This window comes from Klebsiella sp. MISC125, from assembly GCF_051131775.1.
GTDB lineage: Bacteria > Pseudomonadota > Gammaproteobacteria > Enterobacterales > Enterobacteriaceae > Klebsiella.
Map to the genome: position 1 here is coordinate 4,396,245 of NZ_CP180448.1, position 20,982 is coordinate 4,417,226.

Below are 20,982 nucleotides of genomic sequence, written 5' to 3' on the forward strand. Positions count from 1 at the left end.
TAAAAAGGCTTAACGCCACTGATAGAGCAGCGGCTCCCCGGCAACATAGCGCTGGAGGTCGGCAGCAATCATCGCCGTATGTTTAGCGATGCTTTCTCTCGTCGCCCCGGCGATATGCGGGGTGATAATCACGTTATCAAACTCGGTAACAAACGGATGGTCGCGCCACAGCGGCTCGCGATGGTATACATCCAGCGCCGCGCCGCCCAGCGGGCCGTGGCGCAGCGCGTTAATCAACGCTTCTTCATCCACCACCGCGGCGCGAGAGGTGTTAATCAGCAGCGCCCCCGACTTCATGCTATTCAACAACTGCGCGTTCACCAGGCCATCGCTGTGCGGGCCGCTACTCAGATGCAGGCTGACAATATCCGCCTCACGGAACAGACCCTCAAGCGTCGTTTTCTGTAGCCCCGGCTCGTTGATATCCTCGGCGGCGGCAAACGGATCCACCACCAGCACCGCCATGCCAAAGGCGCGGGCGATACGCGCCACGCGGCGGCCAATGTTGCCATAGCCGATCAGCCCCAGGGTTTTATTGCGCAGCTCGCTGCCTTTAAACACTTCATAAGGACTTTCCGGGCTGACGTCCCACACCACATCGCGGCGCAGCCCGCTCTGGGTGGCCTGGGCGGCGTTCTCGGCGTTGGTGAATTCACCGCGTTTCAGCGCCGCGTGCGATTGCGGAATATGTCGCGCCAGGCTCAGCATCAGCCCCAGCGTCAGCTCGGCGGCGGCGTCCGCGTTGCGGCCCGGCGTATAGAGTACGCGGATATCGCGTGCCTGCGCGGCTTTGGTATCAATATTCACCGGGTTGGCGCGGGTGCAGGCGATAACCTGCAGGCGCGGGCAGGCGGCAATCACCTCTTCCGTCACATCATCGTAGCTGGTCACCAGCACGTCAGCGTCGTGGGCCAGCTCAATCAGCTGGCCAGCGCTCAGCTTCGGTTTACCCAGCGCCCAACCTTCCACCCGCAGTTCGCCCAGTTGCTGAAATGCGCTGAGATCGCCTGCGTGTTCGGCGGTAAAAACAATTTTCATATGCGTTGTTCCTGAGAAATACGTTGAAGCGCCTCGTGGCGGGCCTGCCAGACCGGGAGCATCTGCTCGCGCAGCAGGCGATAAACCGGATACAGAGCGGCATAACGGCTATGCGCTTGCGGATTAGGTTGATAACGAGTCTGCTCAAGCGTGGGGTAGCGGGTCAGCGCATCGACGCTGCGCGCCGCCAGAATCGCCGCTCCGCGCGCGCTAAGCTCGTTAAAAGTACTGGAAACCACCGTTCTGCCGGTGCAGTCGGCAATAATTTGCAGCCAGGTCGCTGACGCCGCCCCGCCGCCGGTCAGGTACAGCTCACCGCCCTGCGGATAACCCTGAAGCGAGTCGACGATGGCGTAAGCCAGCCCTTCAAACACCGCCCGCTGTAGCTGCGCGCGAGTGGTGTGTTGGCTAATGCCAAAATACCCGGCCCGCGCTTCGGGACTAAAGAACGGCGCGCGTTCGCCGTTGAGATAGGGCTGCCAGAAGACGCCGCCGCTGCCCGGCTCAACGCTGGCGATGCGCTGTTCCAACTGCTGTAAATCGGGATTCAGCGAAATCTGCTGCTGGAGCCAGTCGATATTTGGCGTTCCGGCCTGCATCGGAAAAAGGTTAATAAAGCTGCCTGCCTCGGTGTGGGTGACATAGCGCGTCCCCTCGTTGACCGTTTGACGACCATGGCAGACGATGCCGGTGCAGCAGGTGGTGCCGAGAATGGTATAGATGTCGCCGTCGTTCACCGCGCCGCAGCCCAGCGCCGCGCTGCACACATCGAGCGCGCCAGCCGCCACCGGAGTCGCAACGGGAAGCCCGGTCAGCGCCGCGACCTCTTCGCGCAGCGTACCTGCCTGCGCATCCGATGCCAGCAGCGGCGGGAACAGATGGGCTAAATCCGCCAGCCCCATCTCACTGAGTACGACCCCGGATAATGTTCCGCTCTGCTGGTTTAGCAAAGAGGTGCTGGCATCGGTGAGATCCAGCGCCGCAACGCCGGTGAGGCGAAAGCGGATCCAGTCCTTAGCGAAAAACAGATAGCGGGCCGCCGCCAGCCGTTCGGGCTGATGATGTTTGAGCCAGCATAGCTGCATGCTGGTGTTGCAGGGTTGCAGATGGGTGCCGGTATCGTCAAAGAAACGGCGGTCAAAACCGGGGCGGTTGAGCAGTTCGCTCATCAGCTCGCGGCTGCGGGTATCGCTCCACAGGATACCCGGCCCAACCGGTTCGCCCTCGGCGTCGCTAAGCCAAACGCCTTCGCCCTGCCCGGCAAGGCCAATTGCGCGTAAACGCCCTTTTTGCAGCGCCGGATGCTGAGCAATCTCGCGCAGAATCGCCACCACCGATTGCCACAGCTGGGCCATATCCTGTTCGGCATAACCGTTAGCCGACAGGCGCGGGCCGGTATTCTGCGCCGCGCTGGCGCATGCCTGAAAATGTTCATCAAACAGCACCGCTTTGACCCGCGAGGTGCCGATATCGATTCCGAGATAAAAATCCATGCCTGACCCGTTAGTGGAGAGAAATTTAGTCGCGCTCGTAGCGGCGACGCATCAGCTCGCACTCGAACAGAAACTCCAGTCCTTCCAACTGACGACGGGCCTCATTAATGTCTTTGCCCCAGCAGGTCAGGCCGTGGCCGCGCAGCAGGAAGCCGTAGCGCAGCGGGTTGGTCTGCGCATAGTCTTCAATGCGCGCTGCCAGGGCGTCGATATCCTGGTCGTTATCGAAAATCGCCACCGGTACGGTATCAAGGTGGCTATGCTGACCGGTCAGGGTTTTCTGCATCTCATAACCCTGCAGCGCCAGAGTGTCGCTTTTTTCAATGCGCGACAGCACGGTGGCGTTGACGGTATGCACGTGCAGCACAAAGTTGGCCTCCGGGAACAGGCGATACACCAGGGTATGCAGGCCGGTTTCGGCGGAAGGTTTACGCCCGGAAGGCGCTTTATTGCTGGCGATCTCAACCTGGAGAAAATCTTCCGTCGTCAGGCTGCCTTTATCGCGTCCCGACTCGCTGAGCCAGCACCAGGTCTCGTCCTGACGCACCGACATATTGCCGCCGGTGGCCGGAGCCCAGCCTTTCGCGCCGATCCAATGACAGGTGGTGACCAGTTGCGCGAGTCTTTCTTGCCACATAGCAGTTCCTTAGTTTAGCGATGTTATATTTAGCCGTCTAAATGGCTATTCACCCGATACTAACATCGCCCGCTCAAGTGAACAATATTTCAGAAAAGACTTACATTAGTAATGGTTATAATAGAATTGCATATTAAATTACTTTTTTAACAATAAAGAAATTGAATGCATTCATGATTCCAACATTACCAACTGCACGCTCCCCAAAAAATAGGCGATCGTTCCGCCAGGAAACGACGCAAAATTGGCATCATTTGTCGATTCAGCCCTCCCTGTAGGTCGGGTAAGGCGCCAGCCGCCACCCGACAGGAATGCGCGCAATAGCTCAATCCCACTGCTCCACGGCGGTGCAAAACATGTCACAGTGCACACATTTATGGCAAACATCGGCTAAATAACGCCATTTTATGTGCATAGTGCCCATATATCAGTGTTATCCCTGCCCCGATTTTGTTGGCATATCTCTTGCTACCCCTCTGGCATCGCCATTCGGATAGCCACTTAGAGGTTCCACAATGTCAAACAGCAATGATTTTCCGCTCGTCGAAGCGCCTGCCTCAGGGCGCAAAGGCGTATTTTCGATCTCCATGGTCCTGTTCAGTTTTACCTTTTTTACCGGCACGATGTTCGCGGGCGGCAAGCTTGGCGTCTCTTTTTCTATTGTGAACCTGCTATGGATTGCGGTTATCGGTAACTTTCTGCTGGCGCTATACGCCGCGTCGCTCGGTTGGATTGCTGCGCGCAGCGGGCTGAATACCGTGCTGATGGGGCGCTTTTGCTTCGGGGAAATCGGCAGCAAGCTCGCCGATTTTATTCTCGGTTTCGCCGAGCTGGGCTGGTACGCCTGGGGTACCGCGACGGTCGCCATCTCGCTGGTCAAAATCCTCGCCCTGCCCGAGGCGATGACCATTCCGCTGATGATCCTGTTTGGGATCCTGTTCTGCGTGACCGCGCTGGTGGGCTACAAGGGGCTGGATGCGCTATCACGCGTGTCGGTGCCGCTGATGTTTATTCTGCTGGTGATTTCTATGTATCTAGCCGCCCATCACGCCGGCGGCTGGCAGGCGATGACCAAAATCGAACCGGGCGAAACCATGACCTGGTCGGCGGCCATCACCATGGTGTTCGGCACCTTCGCCAGCGGCGCGACCCAGGCGACGAACTGGACTAGACTGGCCAACTCCAGCCGCACCGCTATCGTCGCCAGTATGAGTAGCTTCCTCGTCGGCAACGGGTTGATGATTGTTGCCGGGGCGTGGTGCGCTATCGTCTACCAGCAGGCCGACATTGTAGAAGTGCTGATTTTGCAGGGGCTGTCCGTCGCCGCGGTGGTGATGCTGTGCCTCAACCTGCTGACGATTCAGGGGCCGACTATCTATAACGTCTCGGCTGCCGCCTGCCATCTGCTGCGCAGCGAACGCCGCCGTACCCTGACCGTGGTCGCCGCTGGCGTCGGCATTCTGCTGGCCATTGGCGGGATGTACGAAATGCTGATCCCGTTCCTGGTGCTGCTCGGTAGTATCATCCCGCCCATCGGCGGCGTTATCCTCGCCGACTATTGGTTCTATCGCGGCGGGCGCTATCCGCTGCTGCAAACCGCCCGTTTACCGCGCTTTAACTGGTTGGGGCTCAGTGCCTACGCCGTCGGCGCGGTGGTGGCTTACCTGTCGCCGTGGATTGCGCCGCTGGTGGGGATTTCCGTCTCCGCGCTGGTCTACATCGCTCTGACCCGCCTGAGCAAACGCCAGCCCGCCGCTGACTCAGTTGCGGAACAGTAACCATGAGTCTGACGGTCAATGAAATCCTCGCGCTGGACGGGCTCTCCGCCATGCGCCTGCGCGCGGGTAAACAGGGCCTCCAGCTGGCGGTTCGCTGGTACTACGTGGCGGAAAATGAAAATATCGCCGAGTGGATCATGGGCGGGGAACTGGTGTTTATCACCGGGATCAACCATCCCCGCGACGAAGACAACCTGATTCATTTGCTGATGGAAGGCAAGCAGCGCGGGATCGCCGGGATGGTGATCCTGACCGGCGACGCTTATATCCACACTATTCCGCCGCGGCTGATCGCGCTGGCCGACGAGCTGGGCATTCCGCTGATCGAGCAGCCCTATCTGCTGAAGATGGTGATCGTGACCGAGCGCATCGGCACCGCGCTGGTACGCAGCGAGAATGCCCTGCAATCACAGCGCGATATTCTACTGCAGCTGCTAACCGGCGATTATCCCGACCTGCAAATCCTGCATCAGCGTGCGCTCCACCAGCAGCTGGATTTTACCCGCCCGCTGCGGGTGGCGGCACTGCGCCTTGAGGGGATAGCGCGCCTGTTTCGCCAGTTTCCGCCCGAGCAGGCCGAAGCCTGGCTCCAGCAGGCCCGCCGCACCGTGCGCCAGCGCTTGCAGCAGCAGCTCAATCAGCAGGGCAACCCTTTTCCGCTGGTCGAGCGCAGCAATATGTTTCTCTTTCTGATCCCGGACGAGGAAGGCGAGTTTTATCAACAGAAAAAGTGGTTGGAGCAGTGGTTGCTGGCGCTGGCGGAAAGCGATGATAAGTTATCGCTGCTGTGTGGCCTTTCCGCACCGGTGCAGCAGCTGCAGGGCTATCCACGCGCGCTGTCGCAGGCGCGTCAGGCGCTGGATCTTAGCGATACTTTGCGCCCGACCCAACGCATCAGCGACTACCAGCAACTGGGCTTTATCAAACTGCTTTCCGCCGTCGGCGACCCCACCCTGCTAACCGACTTTATGCATGACACCCTCGGCTGCCTGATCGAACCCGATCGCAAAAGCCCGTGGCTGTTAATGGAGACGCTGGAAACGCTGCTCCAGGAGAGCGGCAACGTAGTCAGGGCCGCCGAGCGGTTGGGGATTCACCGCAACACGCTGCATCAGCGCATCCAACGAATCGAAAAGCTGACTGGCTATCCGGTCAGCCATCCGCAGTTTCATCTCAACGCCTCGGTCGCCCTGGCTATCTGGCGTATGTCGCAAAACCATTTACGGGAACAACCATGAAAATTATCAACGCGCGCCTGCGCCATAAAGAAGCGCTCTATACCCTCGATCTCCAGGACGGTTTGATTAAAAGCATCACCGCGCAGGCCGCAGCGCAGGCGGTTGACGCCAACGATATCGACGCGCAGCAAAAGCTGGTGATCCCGCCGTTCGTCGAACCGCATATCCACCTCGACGCCACCCTGACGGCGGGCGAACCGGAGTGGAATATGAGCGGCACGCTGTTTGAGGGCATCGCCCGCTGGAGCCAGCGTAAAGAGAGCGTCACGGTTGAAGATACGCGCCAGCGCGCGCTGAAAACTATTGGTATGCTGCGCGATAACGGCGTACAGCACGTGCGTACCCATATTGATGTCACCGACCCCTCCCTGACCGCGCTGGAAGCCATGCTGAGGGTGAAAAAAGAGGCGGCCCATCTTATCGACCTGCAAATCGTCGCCTTCCCGCAGGAGGGCATCGAATCCTTCCCCGGCGGGCGCGAGCTGATGACCCGCGCTATCGAGATGGGTGCCGACGTGGTCGGCGGCATTCCGCATTACGAAAATACCCGCGACAAGGGCGTCAGTTCGGTGATGTTTTTGATGGATCTGGCCCAGCGCCACGGCTGCCTGGTGGACGTGCACTGCGATGAAATTGACGACCCGCAGTCGCGCTTCCTGGAAGTGCTGGCGGAAGAAGCCCGGGTTCGCGGCATGGGCGCGCAGGTCACCGCCAGCCATACCTGCGCGATGGGCTCTTACGATAACGCCTACTGTTCGAAGCTGTTCCGCCTGTTAAAAGCCTCGGGGATCAGCTTTATCTCCTGCCCGACCGAAAGCATTCACCTGCAGGGGCGCTTTGATACCTGGCCGAAACGGCGTGGCGTGACGCGGGTGGCGGAGCTGGACCGCGCCGGGATCAACGTCTGCTTTGCTCAGGACTCCATTCAGGACCCGTGGTATCCGCTGGGCAACGGCAATATCATGCGCATCCTCGACGCCGGGCTGCACATCTGCCATATGCTGGGGTATGAAGATTTGCAGCGCTGCCTCGATCTCATTACCGATAACAGCGCCCGCGCGCTGTGCCTTGGCGATAATTACGGTATTGCCGAAGGACGTCCGGCGAACCTGCTGATCCTTGATGCGGAAAATGATTATGAAGCCGTGCGCCGCCAGGCCAAAGTGCTGACCTCCATTCGCCACGGCAACATCATTTTGCAGCGCCAGCCGGAACAGATTTGCTATCCAAACTGATGTGTTAAACACCCGGCGGGTTAATCTGCCGGGCTAAAAATCACTGATGCGCTCCGGCCCTGCGCCGCTCACCTTCATCATGGCGGAAAAATGCTGCTGGATAAGCTGCGCCTTGAGCGGCTTAAACTGCGGGTCGTGCCAGTGGTCATGAAATTCATGCGGATCGTTATCTAAATCAAACAACTCCCCCTCTTCAGCATCGTGATAAACATTCAGCTTATAGCGGCCATCAAAATACATACTGCCGCGCGAACCGATGCTGCCGGGAAAGCCAAGCGCGTCAAAATATTCGCTCAGCACATAGGGCTTATGCTGATGCAGCGCGCTGTCACCGTTGAGCAAAGCGTACAGTGACAGTCCCTGGTTCTGCGCGGGTATCGGTAGCCCAGCACTCTCCAGCAGCGTCGCTGGAATATCTACCAGCTCGACTAAGGCATTCGAGCGCCTCTGCGGCGCGAAACGCTGCGGCCACGAAACGATCAGTGGCACGTGCACCAGCCCTTCATAAAAGCGGCAGCCTTTGTAGAGTAGGCCGTGATCGCCCAGCATCTCTCCGTGATCGCTCATAAAGATAACCAGCGTATTCTGCCGCTGCCCGTTCTCATCAAGCAGCGAGGTCAGGCTGCCGACCAAATCGTCTATCTGAGCTATCATGGCGAAATAGGCCGCGCGAATGGCCTTCGCATCCCAGGATTCCGGCGGCGTGTCATGGCTGCCTTGCAGGCTTTCCCCCTCTACCGCCACATTCGGATTGACAGCCTTTTTGGTCTGCTGGTCAACCCGCGTAAAACGCGCCTGATGGGCCAGATCGCTTTCGGCAAACAGCGGTGGGCGAATGGCATCCGCATCAATACGCTGCAAATACGCCTGCGGTGGGTCAAACGGCGGATGCGGATCGTAGAGGTTAATGCTGAGGAACCACGGCGACTGCTGATGGCGGGAGATAAATTCTCGCGCCCGCTCTGTCGCCCAGGTGGTCTGGTGAAATTCCGCCTCAACTCCCGGATAAATCGCGCCCTGCGCGTGGGCGTATAGCGCCTGCGGAACGACGCCTTTCTCTTCCAACCACGCCTGATAATCGTGGCCCTCCGGCCAGTCCGGGTGCGGATGCTGACTCCAGTAAAACTCATCGTAACCATCGTCGGGGCGCTGCTCTACGCCGTGCTGGCTGGCGGAAAGATGCAACTTACCAATCAGCCCGGTGCGATATCCCGCCTGCTGAAATGAACGAGGCAACAGATGCAGGTGCTCGGGAAAGCGGCGGTTGCCGTTGCGCTGTATTTGATGCGCAATCGGATACATTCCGGTCAGAAAAGATGCCCGGCTGGGGGTACAGATTGGACTTTGCACATAGGCGCGTTCAAACAGCACTCCGGCAGCGGCAAGGTTATCAATGTGCGGCGTCTGCGCGCCGGGCGTCCCGAGGCAGGAAAGCGTATCCCAACGCTGCTGGTCGGTACATATCCATAAAATATTCGGCTGATTCATGGGTTATCGCTTACTGTTTATGGCCCGCATGTCTGCGGGCTGTCGCTCCGTGGGTTAAACCTCGGAAGAAACATCCTGGGGCGCTAACCCCAGCCGCTCAAAGGCTTCCGGCGGCGCATCATTTTTCGCCATCAGATCACCCATTAACTCGCTAAGCTGCTGTTCAACCACCGGGTCGTACAGCGGGGCGAGCTGCCCCGGGTCCTCAGCCAGGTCGTACAGGCGGGTCTCTTTTTCCAGGAGCGACCCCGGGCCGTAGTTGTTATACATCGGCGAGGTATCGATAACCGGCACTTTCAGCAGTGGAACGCCTTTGGTGAAGGGGAAAGGTGCAGCCAGCGTGGTATCCGCCAGCTCTTCGGTGCTAAAACGCGAGGTGATATGCGTTGGCATCAACGTGTACTGGTAAATCTCCTGCTCGCTGAGGTTTTCCGGGTAGCGGTGGTAGGTATAGCGGCCATCGGTCACGTTGACCGCCCCGCCGAAATAGCCAAAGAGAATGCCCTCCCGCAGCGCCCGATCCTGCGCCACAACCGGCAGCAGCGAGTGTCCTTGCATCTCCGCCGGCCTTTTCGCGCCGTGAATATCAAGGAAGGTGGCGGCAAGGTCCGGCGTCTGAGTCAGAGCCTGCCTGCGCTGCCCGGCAAAGTGCGCGTACTCAGGATGGTGAATAAACAGCGGAATATGCGCCACCTCCTCGTACATATTCATGCGGTTTTTCGCCCAAAAGTCATGCTCGCCCAGCAGGAAACCGTGGTCGGTGGAGAGCACCAGTGCGGTATCTTTCCACAGGTCGTGTTGATCAAAATAATCCAGCACATCGCCAAGCAGCGAATCGCACAGCGCAATTAGCCGATAGTAATTGGCGCGAAGTTCCTCGCCCTCTTCCGGTAATTCATCGACGCGACCATAGCGCGGCCAGTCAAGAACCGGCCCGGTCCAGTCGGTGTTAATCACATTATAAAAACGCTCCGGGGCGGTAAATGGCTCATGCGGATCGAAGGTTTCAATTTGTAGAAACCAGTTGTCGGCATGGCGGTTGGTATCCAGAAACTCCAGGCCACGGGCAAAGCATTGCACCGAGGGAAAGTCTTTCTCTTCGCGGATATACTCCCGGTTGATGATATTGCACGCTTTTAAATCCCGCCGTCCGTTTGCAAACTGCGAGGGATGGTATTTTTCCCGCAGGCGCTCCCAGTGCGGCTGCACCATCGCCTTCCACGGGTCGCCCTCCTGGCCGCGAATAAACTCAAACGAATCATAACGGTTATGATAGGTCGCGCCGCCATCTTCGAAATAGTGGTTATGATCGGTGATCAGATGGCTGTAGACCCCCTGCTGATACAACAGCTCAGGGAAAGAGTTATCAAAGGGCTCTAGCGGCCCCCAACTACGGTGCAAAAAACTCAGGCGACCGGTCTGCATATCGCGTCTGGCGGGCATACAAGGCATGCTGCCGACATAGTGGCGATCGAACGCCACTGAGTGCCTCGCCAGACGATCAAAGTTCGGTGTTGGCACATGCTGGCCGCCGTAAGGCGACAGAGCCAGACGGTTTAGTGAATCAAACAGCAGGAAGACGGTACGCATTATTGCTCCTTAGTCAGGGGAATTCTTTCGCCGCTTTCGGCATCAAACAGGTGAATGTGGCGAACATCCGGCAGCAGACGGATGCTATCGCCCGGCTGGAGTTCAAGCCGCTGGCGGAAGGTACAAGTCAGGGTTTCGCCGCCCAGACGGGCGTTGATCAGGGTTTCCACACCGGTGGGCTCGGTAACGTCAACCTCAGCAGGCAGACCATCAGCAGAATTGAGGACAAAGTGCTCCGGTCGGATGGCGTAAATCAGCGCCCTTCCGGCAAGATGCGCCAGATTATCCGCCAGCGGCAGAAGCAGACCGGAATCGCTGATAAAACCTTCGCCATCGTCAGAAATGCGACCGGCTACGCAGTTGATCTCCGGCGAACCAATAAATGAGGCGACAAACAGGTTACGCGGCTGGTCGTACAGCTCCAGCGGGGTCGCCACTTGTTCAATACGCCCCTGATTCATAATGGCGATCCGATCGGCGAGGGTCATCGCTTCTATCTGATCGTGGGTCACGTAGATCATCGTGGCGTCCAGCTGTTGGTGGAGTTTTTTGATCTCAAGGCGCATATCCACCCGCAGCTTGGCATCGAGGTTCGACAGCGGCTCATCGAATAAAAAGACCTCAGGATTGCGCACCATCGCCCGACCAATCGCCACCCGCTGGCGCTGCCCGCCGGAGAGTTCGCGTGGATGACGCGCCAGCAGCGGCGTAAGCTGTAGCGCTTCGGCAGTAGCGTTAACCCGCCCGGTAATTTCCTGCTTTTTCACCCCTTTGATCTTCAGCGAAAAGCCCATGTTCTCCGCCACGCTCATATGCGGATAAAGTGCATAGCTCTGGAAAACCATGGCAATATCGCGCTCGCTGGCGGGTATCTCATTGATATCGCTCCCCTGGAGCAAAATTCGCCCATTCTCAACCTCCTCCAGCCCGGCGATCATCCGTAATAGTGTGGATTTTCCGCAGCCGGAAGGGCCGACGAGGACAATAAACTCCCGCTTTTCAATATGCAGATCGATATTCTGCAAGACCGTGACGTTGCCGTATTTCTTATCGACGCTCTCGATTGCAACCGCGCTCATTGGATTTTCCTTTTTAATGTCATGCCTTCACCGCGCCGGACAGTAATCCTTTGACGATAAAGCGCTGGCCCACCACGAGCAGCAGCAGTACCGGAATCGAAACCAGCAGGGATGAAGAGGCCATTTCCGCATAGCGAATCTGTTCATTTTGCGAAAAAGCAGTGATGTATACGGGCAGAGTTCGCGCCTGCTCCGAACTGAGAATTAACGCTATCGGAAAGTCATTCCACACAAACAGCAGCACCAGAATCGTCGTTGCGGTCATACCGGATCTAATCAGCGGTACGAAAACGTAGCGAAAGCGTTGCCAGTGGCTACAGCCGTCAACGCTGGCGGCATCCAGCAGCTCTTTGGGGATCTCGCGGGCAAACGTCACGCCCAGCCAGAGCGCCATGGGTAGCCAGGCGGCCACGCTGGCGATAATGATGGCAATCCGCGTGTCGTAGAGGCCCAACTGGCGAAAAAGATTGAACCAGGAACCCACAAAGGTCACCACCGGCAACAGGTTGAACAGCAGGCACCAGCCAAGCAGAACCGCCCCTAACGCGGGAGGCAGCTTACGTACGGTGGTCAGCGCGTAGGCGGAAAACAGCGTTACGGCGACGATAATCGCGGTCGTGGTCAGCGTAATCACCACGCTGTTGACGAAATAAGCGCTAAACATCGAGCCGGGGTCGAATAACAGCTCACGCAAAGTATTCAGCGTCGGCGTAAACACAAAACGGGCGAGCAGAATATCGATTTGCTTTTTAAATGCGGTGCTCAATAACCAGATAAAAGGAAACAGCACCAGCACGGCGTACAACGTGATTGCGGCGCCACGACCAGCCGTAAACAGCCGGGCGCGCCCGCGTAGCGATAGCAGCATCAGCTTATCCTCCGCTTACGTAGGCTCATCAATACCACCAGCAGCAGAGCAATAATGAAGAAGGTAAACAGGGACATCACTGCCCCCAGCCCCTCACGGTCCTCAATAAAAAAGGCGCGATAAATGGAGTAGCTGACCATCTCGGTGGCAGTACCTGGCCCCCCTTTGGTGAGCAGATAGATTTCATCAAAGACCTTGAACGAGAAGATGATGCGCAGCATCAGGGTTATCAATAACGCAGGCCACATCATGGGTAAAATGACGAAACGTAGGCGCTGCCAGCGGCTGCAACCATCCAGTTGGGCAGCCTCCAGCACCTCGCGAGGCAGCGCCTTCAGGCCCGCAAGCAGCAGCAGGAAGGAAAACGGCGTCCAGTGCCAGACATCAACCACAATCACCGATAGAAACGCCAGCGATGGTGTTCCCAACCAGTCAGGCGGTACGATATCCAGTTGACTCAGCACCACGTTAAGCACCCCAGAGTCGTTGTTGAGGATCAGTCGCCACATCGCACCGATTACGATGGGAGAAATCACAATCGGCAGCAGCAGGATGGTAGTCAGTAAACGCGGCTCTTTCTTCATATCGTTAACCGCCAGCGCCAGCGCAAAACCGATAACAACTTGCAGCGTCACGGCAATAACGGAAAACGCCAGCGTATTGACCAGCCCCGGCCAGTAGTAGGGATTGGCGAGAAAAGCGCGAATATTATCCAGTCCGACAAACCGGGTGACGGCGCGTCCATCCTGCCAGCTCACCTCCTGGGTGATCAGGCTGAAAAGATGGATCACTGGGGTAACCATCAACGCGGCAATAATGACAATCAGCGGCGTCAATGCTAGCCACGGCCACCAGTCACGACGTTGATACCGCGAAGGGGCTATGGACCGGGGCACGGAGAGCGGTTGTCCAGACATGGCGATTATCCTTTGCTCGCGGCATCATCAGGCAGATCCGGCGGAAGCTGCGTTTGATAACCCGCCGCCGACAGCAGTTGATACACCTGATGTGCGGCGGTATTCAGCGCCTTCTCCGCCGACTGTTCACCACTTAGCGCTTTGTAAAGCTGGAGCCCCAGCAGCGCGTTGATCTGGGCGGACTCCTTAACCGGGCTAATAATCTGCGCCTCGGCGGTCGCTTCCGTCAGCGCAGGTAAGAAGTTGAGCGGGTCTTTTGCAACGCCCACCAGGTCAGAACGTACCGGCACACCGCCAGATTCATACAGATAAACCTGACTGGACTGTTCTTCATACCATTTGAAGAAATCCAGCGCCGCCTGCTTGTTTGCCGCCGGAATATTCTGTGGGATACCGCCAACCCAGTGTCCTGCGGCATAAACACCCTTCGCTCCAGCGGGATGAGGAATAACCGTAACGCCATACTTGTCCGTAACGATGGAGCTATCCGGATTGCTCAGCGGGCCCCGGGCCGCCGCCACAATATTCGCCTGCGCGGCCTTCCCGGTGGCGAAAAGCTGAATTAACTCCCCCTGGGTTAATGCGCCAGGATTGCTGTAACCCGCTTTGGCAATGGCGATATAGTATTTAAGCCCACGCAACGTTTCCGGGCTATTGAGGATAATATTAAAATCACCTTCGCGCGGATCCTTAAATATCCCACCACCGGCAGAGAGCAGAAAGGGTGAAATATCAAAAACGATATCCTGCGGACCACCACGAATCAAAAAACCATTCTGGCGCGGCGGCTGATGCAGTTTTTTTGTATTCTCTGTTAACTCTTCCCAGGTTTTCGGCGGGGTCAGCCCGGCCTTCTGGTAAATATCTTTGCGATAATAAAACAGCTGCGGATTCGCGGTAACCGGGAAGGTATAGAGATCGCCGGATTGTTTATTGAAAACCTTGCGCGCATTGTCCCAATAAAGCGCATCGCCAAATGTCAGTACCTGCTCAGGCAGGCGATAATCGGCCTCAATGCTTTTAATCGGCGTAAGAAAACCGCCACCGTAGAACTCTCCTAACCAGTTGATATCTACCATAGTGATATCATAGACACCCTCCTTCGCCCGCACCGAACTGCGAATTTTATCGAGTAATCCGCCGTAGGGTACCGCATCAATGCTGACATTATTTCCGGTGTCATGATTATATTTTTCGACTGTTTTTTTAAAGCCATCGAGCCATGGCGACTGGTTGATAACGATTTTAACATTGGCCGCATAGGCCGTAGATAAGGAAGGCAACGCCAGCATAGTTAATATCGCCGCGCCGGAAATACGTAAAAAATGGTTTCTTGCCACTGGTTTTACTCCGCAAGTTACAAATCGAACAATATTTATATTCACCCCTGGTAATGCAGATAAAACTATCTTGCGGAAATAATTGCTGTCCATAACGCAGATAGCATAACTTATGCGTCACATGAATATGCTAAAAAAAGAGAGTTTAGTTTTTTGTTTTATAAAGATTTTTTATTTTAGCCGCTCACATATCCATATTATTACAATGCTTAGTGAAATAAATGATTAGGAATAATATATATCAAAAGCTGACAGGGAAAGCGCATCAACCCTCTGCTCGCTCAGGGATTTATATGGTACCTTCTTACTACTGCCGACCATGGCTCCCTGAGAACAACCCGTACCCTGACACTATGAGCGAAAAAAAATGGATTAAGGCTGAGGACGTTGCCCGACTCGCAGGCGTCTCTCGTTCGGCGGTTTCCCGCACCTTTACGCCCGGCGCGTCGGTGGCGGATAAAACCCGGCAGAAAGTTCTCGCCGCTGCGGAAACGCTCGGCTATCAGGTCAATATCATCGCCCGCACGATGATTACCGGCAGCAGCAATTTTATCGGCATCGTCACCGCCGGATTTGATAACCCGTTTCGCAGCAAGCTATTGTCGCCGCTGGTTCACCAGCTGGCGCTCAACGGCTTTATGCCGCTGCTGATGAACGCCGACGATCCGCAGCAGCTTGCGCCGTCGCTTAAACAGCTGCTGAGCTACCACGTCGCAGGGGTCATTATCACCTCCGGGGCACCGCCGCTGTCGCTGGCGGAAGAGTATCTGGAGCGAAAAATCCCGGTGACGCTTATCAACCGTCACGCCGACTTAACCGGCTGCGACCGCGTTTGCAGCGATAACGCCCAGGGAGCGAAACTGGTCGCCGATTTATTTACCCAGCGTCAGTGGCAACAGGCCGGGTTTATTGGCGAAAGTCTGGATAACTTCAGCACCCGGCAGCGCTACGAAGCGTTTGTCGCCCATACACAAGGTATGGACGTTGCCGCGCATTTCTGCGAAAGCGGCGGTTATCAGGCAGGCTTTGCCGCCGCCAGGCAGCTGCTCGCCGAACATCCGCAGCTCCAGGCACTATTTTGCGCCACTGACATGCTGGCGCTCGGCGCGCTGGATGGCCTGCGGGCAGATAACCCCTCCGCGCCCCTGCCGGCGATTATTGGCTTCGATGATATCCCCCAGGCCGACTGGCAACCCTACCAGCTCACCACCGTGCAGCAAAATACCGCCCTGCTCGCCCATCACGCGGTGGATCTACTGGTCACGAGGATCGCCAAATTCAGCCTGCCCTCGCGCCACCGCGAAGTACCAGTGAAATTAATCATTCGTCAAAGCGCAAAATGAAAATTTCATTTTATGCAGATGCGATCACAGAATAATCTTTAAGATCCCTCCACACTCATTTCGCCCTTCGGGGCTATTTTTTACACGCAAAATGCACACGTGTGCAAAAATGGAGAATAAACATGAAACCTCTGGAATCGGACGCTCTGCAAGCCCGCTATCGCCTGGCCTGCGAGCTGGCTAAGGCCGGTGCGGAACTGGCTTTCGAATACTATCAACAGCGCGACCGGCTGGCGGTGGATCATAAAGGCAATGATCTACAGGACGTGGTCAGCGTCGCCGATAAGCGGGTCGAAGAGTTTGTTAAGCAACGCATTATCAGCGCGTTCCCGCAGGATGGTTTTCTTGGCGAGGAGAGCGGAACGCAGATGCCCGACGCCCGCGTGCTGTGGGTGGTCGATCCTATCGACGGCACCAGCTGCTTTCTTAACGGCCTGCATACCTGGTGTCTTTCGCTGGCTATCGTCGCCGACGACGAACCGGTTATCGGCGTGGTGTATGACCCCAACCATCGCGAGCTGTTCCACGCCCTGAAAGGCCAGGGCGCGTGGCTCAATGACGCGCCTATCACGCCGCATCCGGCAGCCACGGTCAAAGAGGGAGTCATGGGCGTCGGCACGTCGCACCGCGTGACGCCTGCTCTCTTCCTGCCTTTCCTCGATGCGTTGCTCAGCGACGGCGGCATGTTTATCCGCAACGGCTCCGGGGCATTAATGAGCGCGTGGGCGGCGGCGGGACGCTTAATCGGCTACTACGAACCGCATATGAATCCGTGGGATGGCCTGCCGGGGCTGGTGCTGATGCGCGAAGCAGGCGGCCTCACCAATGACTATCTGGCAGCGGATGGCATTCGCAATGGCAACCCGCTGCTGCTGGCCAGTAAAACTCTCTACCCACAATTAAAAAACATGCTTTGCCACCCATTACCTTAACCCGTATGGGGTCAGGCTTTATCTGATTATGTACTCTACACAAAGACGATAATCCCTCACGGACGAACCACATCAATCAGTCAGGCCTCCGACCTTCGGAGATAACACAATGTCTGGAATTATTGCGTTTTTTCGGGCCTTACCGCCCAAAGCAGGCGTGCAATTTGATGAGAAACGTTTTCGTTTTGTGCGCTGGCAAACCTTTATTGCCATGACCCTGGCGTACGTCACGTTCTATGTTTGCCGACTGTCGTTTACCGTCGCCAAGAGCGCGCTGGTTGAGCTTGGCATAACCCCGACCGAGCTTGGCATGATCGGCTCAACGCTGTTTTTTAGCTACGCCATCGGCAAACTGGTGAACGGTTTTATCGCCGATCATGCCAACGTGGTGCGCTATATGAGCCTCGGGCTGCTGCTGAGCGCCGGGATGAACCTGATGATGGGGATGACCACCAACGCCATGCTGCTGGCCATCTTCTGGGGGATCAACGGCTGGGCGCAGTCGATGGGTGTCGGCCCGTGCGCGGTGTCGCTGGCGCGCTGGTACGGCTGCAAAGAGAGGGGCACCTTTTACGCCATCTGGTCAACGGCGCATAACATCGGCGAAGCGATGACCTATATGGTGATCGCGGCGGTGATTGCCGGGTTTGGCTGGCAGATGGGCTATCTCTCAACCGCCGCGCTCGGTGCCGCCGGGATCGTGCTGTTGCTGTTGTTTATGCGCGACTCCCCGCAAAGCAGCGGCTTTCCGTCAATCAACGTGATTCGCGATGAACCGCTGGAGGAGACCGAAGCGCGCGGCTCGGTGTTTAAAAACCAGCTGCTGGCGCTGCGCAATCCGGCCTTGTGGACGCTGGCGCTGGCCTCGGCGTTTATGTATATCGACCGCTATGCGGTGAACTCGTGGGGGATCTTCTTCCTTGAGCAGGATAAAGGCTATTCCACCCTGGAGGCGTCAGGCATTGTCGGGGTCAACGCTATTGCCGGGATTGCCGGAACTATTATCGCCGGGATGCTCTCCGATCGCTTCTTCCCGCGTAACCGCAGCGTGATGGCCGGGTTTATCAGCCTGCTCAACACCGCAGGCTTCGCGCTAATGCTCTGGTCGCCGCACGGCTACTACAGCGATATTCTGGCGATGATTATTTTCGGCGCGACCATCGGCGCATTGACCTGCTTCCTCGGCGGATTAATTGCCGTCGATATCTCATCGCGCAAAGCCGCAGGCGCAGCGCTCGGCACCATCGGTATCGCCAGCTACGCGGGGGCCGGCCTCGGCGAGTTTCTGACCGGGATAATCATCGACAAAACGGCAATTATCGAAAACGGTAAAACGCTGTACGACTTCAGTACGCTGTCGCTGTTTTGGGTGGGCACCGGCCTGATGTCCGCGCTATTCTGTTTTACCACCGCCGCGATTGTCGCCAGACGACACGCGATAGAACGTCAGACTTCATTCTCTTCATAACCCTTTAACCAATAAGGAAGATCTTATGATGCCTGTACGACATCAGGTTTTGCTACGCCTGCTGCTTGCCTGCGCCCTGCCGCTGCTGGCGGCCCCGGGCCACGCCACAACGCAGTATCAACTGGAAAAAGTGGTTGAACTCAGCCGCCATGGTATTCGCCCGCCAACGCCAGGCAACCGGGAGGCCATCGAAGCGGCAACCCAGCGCCCGTGGACTCAGTGGACCACTCACGACGGCGAATTGACCGGCCATGGCTATGCCGCGGTGGTGAATAAAGGGCGCGAAGAAGGCGCACACTATCGCCAGCTCGGCCTGCTGACGGCGGGCTGCCCGACGAGCGGGGAGATTTACGTTCGCGCCAGCCCCTTGCAGCGCACGCGAGCCACCGCACAAGCGCTGGTTGATGGCGCATTTCCCGGCTGCGGCGTAGAGATTCATCACGTCAGCACCGACGCCGACCCGCTGTTTCAGACCGATAAGTTTGCCGCCACGCAAACCGACCCCGCTCGCCAGCTGGCGGAGGTGAAAGCGAAAGCCGGAGATCTGGCACAGCGTCGGCAGGCGCTGGCTCCGGTGATTCAGTTGCTAAAAAACGCAGTATGCGTAGCCAATAAGCCCTGCCCGGTGTTTGATCTACCGTGGCAGGTGGAGCAGAGCAAAAGCGGCAAAACCTCGATTAGCGGGCTGAGCGTGATGGCTAATATGGTCGAGACGCTGCGCCTGGGCTGGAGCGAAAACCTACCGCTCAGCCAGTTGGCGTGGGGCAACATCACCCGTGCCAGCCAGATAACCGCCCTGCTGCCGCTGCTCACGGAAAACTACGACCTGAGCAACGACGTTTTTTATACCGCGCAAAAACGCGGGTCGATTCTGCTCAACGCCATGCTTGAAGGGGTAAAAGAAGGCGCAACACCGAACGTGCGCTGGCTGCTGCTGGTGGCCCACGACACCAATATCGCCATGGTGCGCACGCTGATGGATTTTAGCTGGCAGCTACCGGGATACAGCCGCGGCAATATCCCGCCGGGCAGCAGCCTGGTGCTGGAACGCTGGCGCGATACCCACAACGGTCAACGCTACCTGCGCGTCTACTTCCAGGCGCAAGGTCTGGACGATTTACGCCGTCTGCAAACGCCGGATAGCCAGCACCCGATGCTGCGCCAGGAGTGGCGTCAGTCGGGTTGCCAGACGACTGATGTCGGGACGCTGTGCCCTTATCAGGCAGCGCTGACGGCGCTGGGCCAGCATATCGACCGGCAGTCCGCTCCGGCTGTCGAGATGGTGCTGCCATGATTTAATTATCGTGCCCGCACGCTTGTCAGGTGGCGGCTAGCGCCTTACCTGACCTACAACCGTTTCGTAGGCAATTGAGAGAGGTGCGCTTTATCCATAACGGACGCGAAGCTATGGAGGTAGCTTCGCGTTTTAACTTAAGCGCTTTCTAACGCAAACGCCCCGGCTGCAACCTGCGCCGGGGTCACCACGCCAGTATCCAGCACCCAGCCGCTAATCAGCGCGGCGGGCGTCACGTCAAACGCTGGGTTGTAGACCGCCGCGTCTTTCGGTGCCCACTGCACCGCGCCAAAACTTCCAGCGACGCCGGTCACTTCCGCCGCCGCCCGCTGCTCAATCGGGATCGCTGCGCCGTTCGGACAATGACGGTCAAGGGTGGTCTGCGGCGCAGCCACATAAAACGGGATCTGGTGATACTTCGCCAGCACCGCCAGCGAATAGGTGCCGATTTTATTCGCCACGTCGCCGTTAGCCGCAATACGGTCGGCGCCGACCCAAACCGCATCGACCTGCCCCTGCGCCATCAGGCTGGCGGCCATCGAATCGGTAATCAACCGATACGGCACGCCCAGCTCACCCAGCTCCCAGGCGGTGAGGCGTCCGCCCTGTAACAGAGGACGCGTTTCATCCACCCATACGTTCGCCACTTTCCCCTGCTCGTGCGCCAGCGCAATCACCCCCAGCGCGGTACCCACCCCTGCCGTCGCCAGACCGCCGGTATTACAGTGGGTTAACAGGCGGCTGCCCGGCGTGACCAGGGCGCTGCCAGCTTCGGCAATATGGGCACAAAGCTGCTTATCTTCAGCGATCAGGCGCAGCGCTTCCGCTTCCAGCGCCTGGGGATAGTTCTCTTCCGCCAGCGCCAGCTTCATACGATCGAGATTATTCATCAGGTTTACCGCCGTCGGACGCGCCGCGCGCAGCGTCTCCAGCGCCTGAGAAAGTTCATCGCGGGTCAGACCGCGCTTCCCCAACAGCGCCAGCAGCAGGCTGGCGGAAAGGCCAATCAACGGCGCACCGCGCACCCGTAGAGCGAGAATATGGTCCACCAGCAGCGCCACGTTATCCGCCGCCAGCCAGCGTTTCTCCTGCGGTAGAGCCTGCTGGTCAAGAATAAAGAGCTGATTTTCGCTTACCCGCAGGCTGGTGGTCTGTAGTGTCTGCATTTAGTTAAATCCCTGTTGCGTTGTTGTATCACATTGTGTCAGGATGGAATCCAGAAGTATAGACGTCTGAACGGCTTA

The 20,982-nt window shown here is 57.5% G+C and carries 17 protein-coding genes; 7 read left to right on the forward strand and 10 right to left on the reverse strand.

Annotated features, from left to right (window positions below; genetic code table 11):
* Positions 1 to 9 precede the first annotated feature (9 nt).
* From ACMYSL_RS20755 to ACMYSL_RS20765, 3 genes are read right to left on the reverse strand one after another with little or no spacing between them, the layout of a single operon-like run.
* Positions 10 to 1,038 (reverse strand): 2-hydroxyacid dehydrogenase, encoded by a 1,029-nt coding sequence (locus ACMYSL_RS20755; protein ID WP_434659805.1) that lies wholly within the window; start codon positions 1,036 to 1,038, stop codon positions 10 to 12.
* The gene (locus ACMYSL_RS20760; RefSeq protein ID WP_434659806.1) at positions 1,035 to 2,531 is read right to left on the reverse strand and encodes an FGGY-family carbohydrate kinase; all 1,497 of its coding nucleotides are present in this window, start codon (positions 2,529 to 2,531) and stop codon (positions 1,035 to 1,037) included. Before ACMYSL_RS20760 ends, ACMYSL_RS20755 begins: the two co-directional genes overlap by 4 nt.
* 25 nt (positions 2,532 to 2,556) lie before the next feature.
* Positions 2,557 to 3,168 carry a methylthioribulose 1-phosphate dehydratase gene (locus ACMYSL_RS20765; protein WP_139538632.1) on the reverse strand — a complete coding sequence of 204 codons (612 nt, stop codon included), beginning with the start codon at positions 3,166 to 3,168 and terminating at the stop codon, positions 2,557 to 2,559.
* A 515-nt stretch (positions 3,169 to 3,683) separates the two neighbouring features.
* On the opposite strand from ACMYSL_RS20765, the gene codB reads away from it, so the two are divergent.
* The 3 genes from codB to codA are packed head-to-tail and all read left to right on the forward strand — an operon-like array spanning position 3,684 to position 7,419.
* Positions 3,684 to 4,946: a cytosine permease gene (gene codB, locus ACMYSL_RS20770; RefSeq protein WP_434659807.1), complete on the forward strand. Its 1,263-nt coding sequence runs from the start codon at positions 3,684 to 3,686 to the stop codon at positions 4,944 to 4,946.
* A gap of 2 nt (positions 4,947 to 4,948) precedes the next feature.
* Positions 4,949 to 6,184, forward strand: coding sequence for a PucR family transcriptional regulator (locus tag ACMYSL_RS20775; protein ID WP_434659808.1), 1,236 nt, complete (start codon positions 4,949 to 4,951; stop codon positions 6,182 to 6,184).
* The gene (gene codA, locus ACMYSL_RS20780; protein WP_434659809.1) at positions 6,181 to 7,419 is read left to right on the forward strand and encodes a cytosine deaminase; all 1,239 of its coding nucleotides are present in this window, start codon (positions 6,181 to 6,183) and stop codon (positions 7,417 to 7,419) included. Before ACMYSL_RS20775 ends, codA begins: the two co-directional genes overlap by 4 nt.
* Positions 7,420 to 7,452: 33 nt before the next feature.
* Here codA and ACMYSL_RS20785 read toward each other — a convergent pair whose 3' ends face one another.
* Genes ACMYSL_RS20785 through ACMYSL_RS20810 form a run of 6 tightly spaced genes read right to left on the reverse strand, consistent with a single transcriptional unit; the run spans position 7,453 to position 14,701 of the window.
* The gene (locus ACMYSL_RS20785) at positions 7,453 to 8,907 is read right to left on the reverse strand and encodes a sulfatase family protein (RefSeq protein ID WP_434659810.1); all 1,455 of its coding nucleotides are present in this window, start codon (positions 8,905 to 8,907) and stop codon (positions 7,453 to 7,455) included.
* Between the two features lie 54 nt (positions 8,908 to 8,961).
* Positions 8,962 to 10,497: a sulfatase gene (locus tag ACMYSL_RS20790; RefSeq protein WP_434659811.1), complete on the reverse strand. Its 1,536-nt coding sequence runs from the start codon at positions 10,495 to 10,497 to the stop codon at positions 8,962 to 8,964.
* Positions 10,497 to 11,576, reverse strand: a complete 1,080-nt coding sequence (locus ACMYSL_RS20795; protein ID WP_434659812.1) for an ABC transporter ATP-binding protein — start codon at positions 11,574 to 11,576, stop codon at positions 10,497 to 10,499. Before ACMYSL_RS20795 ends, ACMYSL_RS20790 begins: the two co-directional genes overlap by 1 nt.
* Positions 11,577 to 11,595: 19 nt before the next feature.
* Positions 11,596 to 12,444: a carbohydrate ABC transporter permease gene (locus tag ACMYSL_RS20800; RefSeq protein ID WP_110273298.1), complete on the reverse strand. Its 849-nt coding sequence runs from the start codon at positions 12,442 to 12,444 to the stop codon at positions 11,596 to 11,598.
* The gene (locus tag ACMYSL_RS20805) at positions 12,444 to 13,361 is read right to left on the reverse strand and encodes a carbohydrate ABC transporter permease (RefSeq protein ID WP_182236984.1); all 918 of its coding nucleotides are present in this window, start codon (positions 13,359 to 13,361) and stop codon (positions 12,444 to 12,446) included. The genes ACMYSL_RS20800 and ACMYSL_RS20805 overlap by 1 nt, the downstream gene beginning before the upstream one ends.
* A gap of 5 nt (positions 13,362 to 13,366) precedes the next feature.
* Entirely contained in the window at positions 13,367 to 14,701 is a 1,335-nt protein-coding gene (locus ACMYSL_RS20810) for an extracellular solute-binding protein (protein ID WP_434659813.1), read from the reverse strand.
* Between the two features lie 353 nt (positions 14,702 to 15,054).
* Here ACMYSL_RS20810 and ACMYSL_RS20815 point away from each other — a divergent pair, with 353 nt between their 5' ends.
* The 4 genes from ACMYSL_RS20815 to ACMYSL_RS20830 all read left to right on the forward strand — a co-directional run bounded on the left by ACMYSL_RS20815 (position 15,055) and on the right by ACMYSL_RS20830 (position 19,738).
* The gene (locus ACMYSL_RS20815) at positions 15,055 to 16,044 is read left to right on the forward strand and encodes a LacI family DNA-binding transcriptional regulator (RefSeq protein ID WP_181483087.1); all 990 of its coding nucleotides are present in this window, start codon (positions 15,055 to 15,057) and stop codon (positions 16,042 to 16,044) included.
* A 122-nt stretch (positions 16,045 to 16,166) separates the two neighbouring features.
* Positions 16,167 to 16,976, forward strand: coding sequence for an inositol monophosphatase family protein (locus tag ACMYSL_RS20820; protein WP_434659814.1), 810 nt, complete (start codon positions 16,167 to 16,169; stop codon positions 16,974 to 16,976).
* 109 nt (positions 16,977 to 17,085) lie between these two features.
* On the forward strand, positions 17,086 to 18,444 hold the full coding sequence (locus tag ACMYSL_RS20825) for an MFS transporter (RefSeq protein WP_434659815.1): 1,359 nt from the start codon (positions 17,086 to 17,088) through the stop codon (positions 18,442 to 18,444).
* 25 nt (positions 18,445 to 18,469) lie between these two features.
* On the forward strand, positions 18,470 to 19,738 hold the full coding sequence (locus ACMYSL_RS20830) for a histidine-type phosphatase (RefSeq protein WP_434659816.1): 1,269 nt from the start codon (positions 18,470 to 18,472) through the stop codon (positions 19,736 to 19,738).
* A gap of 137 nt (positions 19,739 to 19,875) precedes the next feature.
* Here ACMYSL_RS20830 and mtnA read toward each other — a convergent pair whose 3' ends face one another.
* Positions 19,876 to 20,904: an S-methyl-5-thioribose-1-phosphate isomerase gene (gene mtnA / locus ACMYSL_RS20835; RefSeq protein ID WP_434659817.1), complete on the reverse strand. Its 1,029-nt coding sequence runs from the start codon at positions 20,902 to 20,904 to the stop codon at positions 19,876 to 19,878.
* Positions 20,905 to 20,982: the final 78 nt, after the last annotated feature.

What these genes read in the sequence shown, in the direction of transcription:
- ACMYSL_RS20755 (WP_434659805.1), bottom strand. Translation starts at nt 1,038, where the DNA reads ATGAAAATTGTTTTTACCGCCGAACACGCAGGCGATCTCAGCGCATTT.
- ACMYSL_RS20760 (WP_434659806.1), bottom strand. Translation starts at nt 2,531, where the DNA reads ATGGATTTTTATCTCGGAATCGATATCGGCACCTCGCGGGTCAAAGCG.
- ACMYSL_RS20765 (WP_139538632.1), bottom strand. Translation starts at nt 3,168, where the DNA reads ATGTGGCAAGAAAGACTCGCGCAACTGGTCACCACCTGTCATTGGATC.
- codB (WP_434659807.1), top strand. Translation starts at nt 3,684, where the DNA reads ATGTCAAACAGCAATGATTTTCCGCTCGTCGAAGCGCCTGCCTCAGGG.
- ACMYSL_RS20775 (WP_434659808.1), top strand. Translation starts at nt 4,949, where the DNA reads ATGAGTCTGACGGTCAATGAAATCCTCGCGCTGGACGGGCTCTCCGCC.
- codA (WP_434659809.1), top strand. Translation starts at nt 6,181, where the DNA reads ATGAAAATTATCAACGCGCGCCTGCGCCATAAAGAAGCGCTCTATACC.
- ACMYSL_RS20785 (WP_434659810.1), bottom strand. Translation starts at nt 8,907, where the DNA reads ATGAATCAGCCGAATATTTTATGGATATGTACCGACCAGCAGCGTTGG.
- ACMYSL_RS20790 (WP_434659811.1), bottom strand. Translation starts at nt 10,497, where the DNA reads ATGCGTACCGTCTTCCTGCTGTTTGATTCACTAAACCGTCTGGCTCTG.
- ACMYSL_RS20795 (WP_434659812.1), bottom strand. Translation starts at nt 11,576, where the DNA reads ATGAGCGCGGTTGCAATCGAGAGCGTCGATAAGAAATACGGCAACGTC.
- ACMYSL_RS20800 (WP_110273298.1), bottom strand. Translation starts at nt 12,444, where the DNA reads ATGCTGCTATCGCTACGCGGGCGCGCCCGGCTGTTTACGGCTGGTCGT.
- ACMYSL_RS20805 (WP_182236984.1), bottom strand. Translation starts at nt 13,361, where the DNA reads ATGTCTGGACAACCGCTCTCCGTGCCCCGGTCCATAGCCCCTTCGCGG.
- ACMYSL_RS20815 (WP_181483087.1), top strand. Translation starts at nt 15,055, where the DNA reads ATGAGCGAAAAAAAATGGATTAAGGCTGAGGACGTTGCCCGACTCGCA.
- ACMYSL_RS20820 (WP_434659814.1), top strand. Translation starts at nt 16,167, where the DNA reads ATGAAACCTCTGGAATCGGACGCTCTGCAAGCCCGCTATCGCCTGGCC.
- ACMYSL_RS20825 (WP_434659815.1), top strand. Translation starts at nt 17,086, where the DNA reads ATGTCTGGAATTATTGCGTTTTTTCGGGCCTTACCGCCCAAAGCAGGC.
- ACMYSL_RS20830 (WP_434659816.1), top strand. Translation starts at nt 18,470, where the DNA reads ATGATGCCTGTACGACATCAGGTTTTGCTACGCCTGCTGCTTGCCTGC.
- mtnA (WP_434659817.1), bottom strand. Translation starts at nt 20,904, where the DNA reads ATGCAGACACTACAGACCACCAGCCTGCGGGTAAGCGAAAATCAGCTC.